Raw genomic sequence first — 9,541 nt, forward strand, 5'->3', positions numbered from 1 at the left:
CGGTTATTCGGCAGCGTCAGACGCAATGCTGGGCATGCGACGCTCCAACGCTTCGTCAGCCAAATGCCTACCTAAACGAATCAAGTCCTTACCGCGGTGGAATTCATAGGTGCTACAGACTGTTTTAGGTATTTCAATCAGCACATCGGGTGGATAACCCGCGACCTTGTACTTGGCCAGCGCCGCTTGGGTAATATCAAATGACTCCAATACCATGTCGAGCTTACTCCACTCGCGTTTACCCCGCGCTTCGGTGACTTCTTCAAGCTCGCCGTCCTCTCCGTTGGCACCCAAGCCAGCCCACAGTTTTCGAGTAGCGAGACGCACGTCACCCATCCAATTTCCCATGTTTTGGTCATGGGCGATCTCTTTTTTTGTCTGGCTATCAGCAGCTTCTTCCTTGGGAGGCAGTAACTCTTCCAACCTTACCGGCAGCGGGCTATGGGCAGTTACGTTGACCGCTACTACAAAGTCCGCCTGGTGGGCCGCCACCACAGGCATGATGGGTAGCGGATTAAGTAGCCCGCCGTCTACTAACACCTGCTCGCCCAAATGTACCGGGGTTATTACACCTGGCACGGCGATTGAGGCGCGAATCGCCTGTAGCAATGGGCCATTTTGAAACCATACTTCTCGTTGACGCACTAGGTCCGTTGCTACCGTCGTCACAGGGATCGGTAGATTTTCAATTAAAACATCGCCTACCAGTGCTTCCAGCTTGCCCATGACTTTACTGGCGCGCATCGCGCCCATCGGGCTCCATGTCACATCAACCAGTCTGAGCACATCCAGGTAATCGAGGGTACATACCCAATCGCGGTATTCCGGTAGTTTACCGGCGGCATAAATGCCGCCAATCAGCGCGCCCATTGAGCACCCTGACACGGCGATAATTTCAAATCCACGCGCTTCCAATGCTTCAATAACACCAATGTGCGCATACCCACGTGCACCACCACTGCCCAGCACTAGAGCGACTTTATTACCACTACTCCTATGTGCCAATTCGTTCATGCTGCTGTCCTTCCCTAAGCCCTATCGTTCTTACACCAGTGAGCGCCGATTACCGAGGCGACTTTCGCTACCGCGCGAGGCTCCAGGTGCAGATGGTGACCACCGCTGAGCACGTGGCGTGTTAACCCTTTTACCGCTTGCCGCGCCTGCACCGCCCAAGCGCGCTCGCCTAGAATCCCCTGTTCCCCTTCGATTAACAGCACCGAGGCGTTGATTTCCCCCAGCAGCGCAAGCACCTGCTCGGGCGTAAAGCGGACCAAAGATGGCTTTAACAAACGGCTATCGGTACGCATTTGCACATGGCCATCGGCGGTAGGCTGGGTGTTGCGCTCCACGAGTGGCGTTGCCGTTATGCTATCCACGGGCGTGACGCCACCAGCGACCCGGGCCGCGATAGCGCTTTCGATATCAGGGTAGCGCGGCGCTCGCGAAAGCGGGCGTCGGTGAGCGACTAGCCCTTTACGCAGTTGGCTCGCAGTCTCTTCAATCGGTGTATTAAGCGCCCCCAACCCATCGATCAGTGTTAAGCGCTCGACGCGCTCAGGTAGTGACGCGGCAAGCAAACAGGCCACTGCCGCACCCATGGAGTGGGCCAGCAAACTAACTTTTTCCAAGTCAAGGGCTTCCATGGCATCAAGCACGTCATGACAGTAGTCCCATAATGCATAGTCACCGCTTGGTGGCGTATGTGCCGAATGGCCATGGCCTCGAAAATCGAGCGCCACAATACGAATACCCAGTGCGTCGACCAGCAAGGGAGCTAAGCGAGAAAAACTAGCTGCATTATCCAGCCAGCCGTGAAGAGCCACCCAGGTGGGTGCGTCAGAGCGTCCCCAACTTAGCGCCGCCAGGCGGCCTTGAACAAAAGAAAGCGGCTGCGGCGCAACAGTGCGTACAGCCGTAAATTCAGTGTGGGGCATAATCAACAATCCTGAACAAACACCAGCGTCGTTAAGCAGGCAAGATGACGGCGTAAGCGACAAACGTTACCATGCCCAGCGCAATGCTTCCGCCTCTTTTACTTCCATGCTCACTTGGTGCCGTTATGAAACCCCATCGCGATACTAGCGCTCGTAATTTGGTCTTTTTTATTGTTGTCATCAGCGCCCTTGTGGTCGGTTTCTGGCTTGCAAAATAGGCAATGCCAGCCTAAGCCTCACCGAGCAGCCCCAGGCTGGCTGCTGGCGCTTGGCGACGTAGTCCCCGTGAAAGCGCATGGCCTATTACACCGATAAGCACTGCACCGCCAACGGGAAGAAACACCCATAGCCCTAGATGCAACCGCGGGGTGAGATCCAGCAGGTAAATATACAGCGCGGCGGTGGTCAGTTCTGCAAGCACCGCACCCATCAAACCACTGGCAAAGCCCAGCAGCGCGTACTCAGCGCCCTGTACCCGAGAAATCATGCGACTACCGGCGCCAAATACACGCAGCAGGCCGCTTTCATGGGCACGTACCGGGCGGCTGGCCGTTAACGCGGCATACAGCACGCTCACACCCGCCAACAGCACCAACGCGAGCACTAACTCAACCGCACGGGTAACCTGAGCGAGTACATCCCGCACCTGGCCTAAAATCGCATCGACGTTAAGCAAGGACACCCCAGGAAAGTCGGTGATCAATTCGCGGATCAGACCCTGTTCCGCCTCAGGCAGGTGAAAAGCAGTAATGTAGCTATGACCAAACTGCTCCAATACACCCGGCGGAAAAATAACGAAGAAATTAGGCTGGAAGCTATCCCAGTTCAGGCTGCGCAGACTGGTAATTTGGGTGGTTATTTCGTCACTACCTACTGAAAACGTCATTTCGTCACCGACGCTCAGCCCAAGCCTTTCAGCAAGCCCATCCTCCATGGAAATAGGCACCGGTGCCGCCTGCTGCGTTGCATCGACAGCGCTCATCCAGCCTTCGCTTTCAGTGCCTTGTTCACCGTTAGCGTCACGACCCAACTGCGCTGGTGAAAACCACTCACCCGCCACCACTTCATTGCCTTCGGGCACCTCTGATTGCCAAGTGAGGTTTAACTCCCGGCGCAGCGAGTTGTCACCGCGTGCATCTGGCGGCACGGCATCTCTGGGTGATTGGTCATTAATAGCAATGACACGCCCACGTACCATGGGGTAAAGGGTGCTTTGAGTTTCCACCCGCGGAGAGACCGCCGCTTCAAAGGGATCGCGCTCAGAGGGCTGTATATTGATGGCGAAGTAGTTGGGGGTATTTTCGGGCAGTTGATCCTGCCATGTGCTTAGCAGATCGCCACGCACCAACACAATCATCGCCATGGCAAAGAAGGTCACCGAAAATGCCAGCAATTGCCCAAGCCCCGCTTGACGACGCCTAGCTAGCTGGCGACCGCCTAAGCGTAGCGCCTGGGACCACTCACTGCGCCCGGTGAGCCGGTGCACAACACGCAATAAACTGCTAAGTAGCAGCGCGCTAATCATCCATAGCACACCAAGCAGTAACGCCCCCCCGATTAACAGTGCAATCGCCAGCGGCAAACTGCCAGAATAGAGCCATAGCAACCCGCCAAATACGATACTCGCCACCCCGACGACTAGCCAAGCAGATGGTGGCAGGGGGTCCAGCTCTCGACGCAGCACTTTTAATGCGCTGACTCGTTTGATACGCAGCAGTGTCGGCCCAGCAAACCCCACCAGCACCGCAAGAGCAGTGAACACACCTAAACCCAACGGCATGAGCCCCGGGGGCGGCAGCGTCATGGGGAGAAAACTCACCAATAGCCAGATAAGCACTGCTTGCCCCACTAGCCCAAGCAGAGCGCCAATAATCGCCGCTACCAGCGCTAGCCCCATTAGCTGGAGGGTGAAAATAGTGACTAACTGACGCTGACTCGCGCCGAAGCAGCGCAATAGCGCGGCGGTATCCAGGTGGCGTTCGACATAGCGCCGGGTAGACATTGCCACTGCCACCCCCGCTAACAATACTGCCGCTAAACCGGCTAGCCCTAAATAGCTTTCAGCGCGCTGCAGAGCATTGCCGAGCTGTGGGCGGTCCACTCGTACATCGCGCACCTCTACCCCATCGCGGCGTAGCTCAGCAAGTAATCCTTGCACTTGATCGAGCGCGGCAGGCGGACCTGCCGCTAAAATTTCAAATTCAATGCGCGAGCCTTCTTGAACCAGCCCCGTGGCTTCGACATCCGCCGTGTTGATCATCAAACGTGGGTTAAAATTACCAAAGCCGCCGGACTGGTCCGCTTCGCGCTCAATAATCCCCGTTACTGCAAGCTCGGTTTGGCCCACTTGGACCCGATCACCCAGCTCTATCTCGACCAGCTCTATCAAGCGTGGATCCGCCCACGCCTCGCCAGGCGGCGGGCCTGAGGCTATTTGTTCGGTGCCATCACCAAAATCGACGTATGAGGTGCCGTAGTGGGGGTAGACATCATCCACGGCTTTTAGGCTGGCAGGTTGAAAACGCCCACCACGACTAATCATCGACACCAGATCCACTTGATCGCTAAGTATAAAGCCCGCATTCTCAAGGCGCTCGCGCAACTCAGCAGAAAACGGCTCACGCTGTTCCAGTACCAGATCGCCCCCCAGCATTTGCCCTGCCTGACGTTCCAGGCCACGCTCTAAACGATCAAGAAAAAACGCAATCATTGTGGACGCCGCTACAGCCAATACGAGGGCAACAAATAGCGCACGCACATCAGCGGCACGCAGGTCTCGTTTGAGACTGCGCATCGCCAAACGCCAGTTCACATCGCTCATTGGATCTCCTCTTCGTTGAGAGCAGCTGCAGGCACGAAGGACTCCAGACGGCCATGCTCCAAACGCAAGCAACGATCACAGCGTCGCGCCAAAGCATGGTCATGAGTGACTAAAATAAGCGTGGTGCCCGCCTCACGGTTTAATGAGAAGAGTAGATCAATGATTTGCGCCCCCGTCTCTGGATCTAAATTGCCGGTTGGCTCATCGGCAAATACCAGTTCGGGGTCGGTCACGAAAGCGCGAGCAACGGCCACGCGTTGTTGCTCGCCACCGGAAAGCTGTTTGGGTAAGTGGTTTACCCGTTCGCCAAGCCCAACGCGTTCTAACCACTTGACGGCGGTTTGTGTCTCCCCGGCGCGAGGCGACAGCTCAAGCGGTAGCATGACGTTTTCAAGCGCACTCAAGGTAGGCAGTAATTGAAAATTCTGAAAAACAAACCCCACACGCCCTGCCCGCAGCGCTGCACGCCCATCTTCATCCAAGCGGCTCAGCGCATGGCCAAATAGGGTCAGTTCACCGTCGCTCGGCGTATCAAGGCCGGCTAACAGCCCCAACAGCGTTGATTTGCCTGCGCCACTTTTACCCAGTATCGCCACGCTCTCACCCGCCGCTACGCTAAGGGATAGGTCGTGTAAGATAGTGAGTGAGCGTTCGCCGCTAGTCACTTTTTTAGACAGCTTGTCAGCGTGCAGCACAGGTTGCCTTGTCGCCCCGTAGGAAGCACCAATGCTGCCTTGAGGAACATCGCCTGCCGATTGGTTGTCGGTATTAGGCTGGCCCGCACCGAAGGGTGACACGCTAGACATCGATGTATCCGTAGAAGAATTTACAGTTTTATCTGAGGAGCTTGAACGTGAGGAGCTTGAACTTGAGGAGTATGACATGAAGCGTGGCATCCCTGTGGCATGGCAAGGTCTGAACCGCATGGTAACCGGATGGCTGGTATTGCTGATAGTCACTGTTGCCTCACCATCAATCAACGCAGAGCCTGTCAACCCAGAACAAGTCAATACAGGACAAGCCCCTGCCCTTCTAGTAATGGGCGATAGTTTAAGCGCCGCCTACGGTATTGAGCGAGAAGAGGGCTGGGTAAGCCTGCTGACAGAGCGCCTGGAAGGCGATGCACACGTTATAAACGCCAGCATCAGCGGTGAAACAACATCCGGAGGTCTGCAAAGGTTCACCGATATTCTCCGACAGCATCAACCGGATATTGTTCTACTTGAGCTGGGCGGCAATGACGGCTTGCGTGGTTTAGCGCCCAATCAAATGAAGGCTAACTTAGCCAGTATGATTGAACAAAGCCAAGAGTCAGGCGCTCAGGTGCTGCTGTTAGGCATCGACATTCCGCCTAACTATGGCCAAGCGTACCGAGATGCCTTTACCGGAGTTTTCCACTCGTTGGCTGAGGAATATGATGTAGCAATAGTGCCTTTTCTGCTTGAGGACATCGCTTTAAACAAAGACTTAATGCAGAGCGACGGCATTCACCCTACGGCTGAAGCTCAGCCGATTATTTTAGAGAATGTTTGGCCTGAGCTTGAACCGCTACTAACAACCACCCAGCAAGCAGCAGTTGAATAAGTAAATTGCACCACCCTTTTGGCTGAGAAATGTAGCGCTTCACCCCGTCAACTTGTAATCTTAAGCCCTATTTGACGGCTACTAACGGCGACTCATGCCTGCATCCTCAGATCATAGTCCCACCACATTATCGCGTCGGCAGTTCTTAGCAACTGTCGGCGCGCTATGGTTAGGCCTTGGTCTTGGTATCCATCCTACACCCGCTTCAGCTTTCGACCCCCAACGCCTTCGCCAAAGCATGCAGCAAAAGTATGGGCAGGCAGGGCTGGCCGTATTAGAAGAGTGGCTTTCACTACTCCAGCAATTACAGAACCAGGCAGTCCAAGCGCAATTGCGCGGTGTTAACGATTTTTTTAATCGTCGTATCCGATGGGTGGATGATATTCGCGTTTGGGGGGAAGAGGATTACTGGGCTACGCCCTTGGAGGCACTGGGTAAAGGTCAGGGAGATTGTGAGGACTACTCAATCGCTAAGTACATTACCCTTAAACAATTGGGTGTTACTAGCCAGTATCTACGCATGATTTATGTTCGAGCTCGCATAGGCCGTAGTCAAATTACCCAAGCCCACATGGTATTAGGCTATTACTCGACCCCCGACGCAGAACCGTTGGTACTGGATAATATTGTACCTTCCATTACCCCCGCCTCTCAGCGTACTGATCTCGACCCACTGTTTAGTTTTAATAGCGATGGCCTTTGGGCTGGCGGTTCATCTGAATCTCGCGCCGACCCATTGGCTCGGCTATCACGCTGGCGCAGCGTCATTGAGCGTATGCAAACCCAGGGTTTCATTTAAAAGGAATTGGCACGATGTCACTTATAAAACAACTTTGGCTTGCCATTATCGCCCTGCTAGTGCTGTCCTTCATTGGTAGCCTCGCCATTAGCATTACCACTAGCCGCGACTACATTGAGCAGGAAGTACGCATCAAGAATGAAGACAATGTTACCGCACTGGCCCTATCTATGAGCCAGCTCGAAAAAGAACTGGTCACGTTGGAGTTATTGATAGCGGCTCAATTTGATACCGGCTATTACCGCCGAATTACGCTGAGAGATACGGATGGCAGCGTGCTTATTGAGCGTTCAGCCGAAGAGTATTCAGGCGAAACGCCTGTCTGGTTTCGTCAGCTTGTAGAGTTTGACGTACCCAGTGGTACCGCGACGATTCAAGACGGTTGGCGTCAGTTCGGCACGCTGGAACTTGAAAGCCAACACAGCTTTGCCTATGCCTCGTTATGGCGGAGTACACTAGAACTAGCCGCCTGGTTTTTACTGGCCGGTGCGATCAGCCTAGCAATGGCGACTGTGTTGGTTCGCGGCATTAAACATCCTCTTTCACGGGTGGTTGCTCAGGCGCAAGATATCAGCGCACGGCGATTTACCACCGTTCAAGAACCACGCACGCTGGAATTACGGCAAGTCACCCAAGCAATGAACATGTTGTCAGCCAATGTTCACCAGATGTTGATTCACGAAGGGCATAAGCTGGATGAGCTCCGCCGTCATTTACAGCATGATCGCGTCACCGGTGCGCTTAACCGCGATGTATTTATGGGTAAGCTTTCCTCCCAGTTAAGCAGTAATGATGCGCGGGCAACAGGCATGTTGATTATGGTACGCGTACTTGAATTAGAAACGCTCAATGAACAGTTGGGTTACGCAGATACCGATCAGCTACTAAGCACCTTGGTCACGCAGTTGGGGCAATTGGATAAGGTATCGGTAGAACCCATAATAGGCCGCCTTAACGGGAGTGATTTTATTTTTATGCTGCCGCTGGCCGACGATGCCGAGCAGGTTAAGCAGCATGTTATTTCAGCACTGGAGAGAGTAGTCAAAACGGCGCCTAGCGGCGATATTCTCTTACCTGCGGCCATTATACCTTATGCGCCTCATGATGAGCGTGCGACACTTCTGGCAACGCTGGATGATGCCTTGGCTCAAGCCGAAAGCCTAACCTCGCATAAGCAGGTAGTGGTGCGACAGCGCGAGCGTGTTTCGCTTTATAGTAGTCGTGCAGAATGGCGATCAGCGCTGGAAGCAGCAATTCTGGTAGGCCCGGAATTGGCTTACTTCCCCGTAATTAATGCCCAAGGGAACATTCTCCATTACGAATGTCCGGCGCGTTTAAAACTAGGTGGGGAATGGCAAACTGCCGGTGTTTTCATTCCCTGGATAACTCGATTTGATATGGAGCCAGCGCTTGATTTAGCCGTGATCAAAAAGGCACTGAGCAACCTACAAACTGACTCGAAACCGATTGGTATTAATCTCTCTGCGGCATCCATTACCAATACGCAATTTGTTAACGACCTGCGTGCACTGCTGGTATCCCAGCCATTGCTTGCCAAGCAACTCTGCTTTGAAGTACCCGCCACGCTTAGTACGCACGCGATTGGTAGCTTGCGGGGACTGTGTGATGCCTTACGCCCGCTTGGTTGCACGTTTGGCATTGAGCACGTGGGCGCAGAGTTTTCCAAGCTCGCGGATTTGCACGACGTTGGGCTTGCCTACTTAAAAATGGACAACAGTCTTATACACTCCCTGCATGCTTCAAAGGAACAGCAATCCATCGTGCGCGGTATGACCACGCTTTGCCATTCACTCGGGATTCAGGTGATAGGGGAAGGCGTCATAAACGATGAAGAACTCGCCTGCTTGTTCCATGTGGGTGTCGATGGCGCGACCGGGCCAGGCGTGCATTACGAGTAATTTCTACTCTGTACTGATGAGGATTAACGTAATAAAGAAGGCAGCGGCACTGGATAGCAAAAAGCGCTAAATAGTGTCACTGTCACCCCCAAACAAGTCGACATTGTTTTTTACCCGCAACGACTTACGTTCCATTACTTTGGCCTGCGCTGCTTCCGGAAGATCGGTGAATGTAATAATTCCTTTATTTAGAAGCACTTCCAAAATATCCTCGACGACTCGCACAAACGCCAAGTCAGACGCTATAAAGTGTGCGGAAGAACCGGGCTGATCGGCTAAAAACGCAAGCACCTCAGGTGAGTCGGGCGCAACTGTTTCACTACACTCAGGCGTTGGGTCTTTGCTGAGCATGACGATCTCGCCGGACGTATTGCGTTTGGTGTAGAGCATGGACCGTTTCTCTATAGTTAAAAGCGTTTAAGGATTATCTATTAGCATACCGAACTAAATACAGAAAGGCCGCCTAGAGGCGGCCTTTGGTTTA

The 9,541-nt window shown here is 53.8% G+C and carries 8 protein-coding genes; 3 read left to right on the top strand and 5 right to left on the bottom strand.

Annotated elements, in window-relative coordinates:
• Positions 1–3: 3 nt before the first annotated feature.
• The 4 genes from ACW44H_RS12680 to ACW44H_RS12695 all read right to left on the bottom strand — a co-directional run bounded on the left by ACW44H_RS12680 (position 4) and on the right by ACW44H_RS12695 (position 5,561).
• A complete protein-coding gene (locus tag ACW44H_RS12680) occupies positions 4–1,014 on the bottom strand; it encodes a patatin-like phospholipase family protein (protein WP_457504844.1) in 1,011 nt (336 codons plus the stop codon).
• Positions 1,015–1,028: 14 nt separating this feature from the next.
• Positions 1,029–1,934, bottom strand: coding sequence for an alpha/beta fold hydrolase (locus tag ACW44H_RS12685; RefSeq protein WP_457504846.1), 906 nt, complete (start codon positions 1,932–1,934; stop codon positions 1,029–1,031).
• Between the two features lie 229 nt (positions 1,935–2,163).
• Positions 2,164–4,755: an ABC transporter permease gene (locus ACW44H_RS12690; RefSeq protein WP_457504848.1), complete on the bottom strand. Its 2,592-nt coding sequence runs from the start codon at positions 4,753–4,755 to the stop codon at positions 2,164–2,166.
• A complete protein-coding gene (locus ACW44H_RS12695) occupies positions 4,752–5,561 on the bottom strand; it encodes an ABC transporter ATP-binding protein (protein WP_457504850.1) in 810 nt (269 codons plus the stop codon). The genes ACW44H_RS12690 and ACW44H_RS12695 overlap by 4 nt, the downstream gene beginning before the upstream one ends.
• Before the next feature lie 76 nt (positions 5,562–5,637).
• Between ACW44H_RS12695 and ACW44H_RS12700 the strand changes: the two genes are divergently transcribed.
• From ACW44H_RS12700 to ACW44H_RS12710, 3 genes are all read left to right on the top strand, one after another.
• The gene (locus ACW44H_RS12700) at positions 5,638–6,339 is read left to right on the top strand and encodes an arylesterase (protein WP_457504851.1); all 702 of its coding nucleotides are present in this window, start codon (positions 5,638–5,640) and stop codon (positions 6,337–6,339) included.
• 94 nt (positions 6,340–6,433) lie between these two features.
• The gene (locus ACW44H_RS12705; RefSeq protein WP_457504852.1) at positions 6,434–7,138 is read left to right on the top strand and encodes a transglutaminase-like cysteine peptidase; all 705 of its coding nucleotides are present in this window, start codon (positions 6,434–6,436) and stop codon (positions 7,136–7,138) included.
• A 14-nt stretch (positions 7,139–7,152) separates the two neighbouring features.
• The gene (locus ACW44H_RS12710; protein ID WP_457504854.1) at positions 7,153–9,057 is read left to right on the top strand and encodes a bifunctional diguanylate cyclase/phosphodiesterase; all 1,905 of its coding nucleotides are present in this window, start codon (positions 7,153–7,155) and stop codon (positions 9,055–9,057) included.
• 66 nt (positions 9,058–9,123) lie between these two features.
• On the opposite strand, the gene ACW44H_RS12715 is transcribed toward ACW44H_RS12710, so the two are convergent.
• A complete protein-coding gene (locus ACW44H_RS12715; protein ID WP_457504855.1) occupies positions 9,124–9,447 on the bottom strand; it encodes a tryptophan synthase subunit beta like protein in 324 nt (107 codons plus the stop codon).
• Positions 9,448–9,541 lie beyond the last annotated feature (94 nt).

This window comes from Vreelandella sulfidaeris Esulfide1, from assembly GCF_054072535.1.

Bases quoted from the DNA above. Each gene is read 5' to 3' on its own strand.
- ACW44H_RS12715 (WP_457504855.1), bottom strand. From the start codon at position 9,447: ATGCTCTACACCAAACGCAATACGTCCGGCGAGATCGTCATGCTCAGC.
- ACW44H_RS12685 (WP_457504846.1), bottom strand. From the start codon at position 1,934: ATGCCCCACACTGAATTTACGGCTGTACGCACTGTTGCGCCGCAGCCG.
- ACW44H_RS12710 (WP_457504854.1), top strand. From the start codon at position 7,153: ATGTCACTTATAAAACAACTTTGGCTTGCCATTATCGCCCTGCTAGTG.
- ACW44H_RS12680 (WP_457504844.1), bottom strand. From the start codon at position 1,014: ATGAACGAATTGGCACATAGGAGTAGTGGTAATAAAGTCGCTCTAGTG.
- ACW44H_RS12700 (WP_457504851.1), top strand. From the start codon at position 5,638: ATGAAGCGTGGCATCCCTGTGGCATGGCAAGGTCTGAACCGCATGGTA.
- ACW44H_RS12695 (WP_457504850.1), bottom strand. From the start codon at position 5,561: ATGTCTAGCGTGTCACCCTTCGGTGCGGGCCAGCCTAATACCGACAAC.
- ACW44H_RS12705 (WP_457504852.1), top strand. From the start codon at position 6,434: ATGCCTGCATCCTCAGATCATAGTCCCACCACATTATCGCGTCGGCAG.
- ACW44H_RS12690 (WP_457504848.1), bottom strand. From the start codon at position 4,755: ATGAGCGATGTGAACTGGCGTTTGGCGATGCGCAGTCTCAAACGAGAC.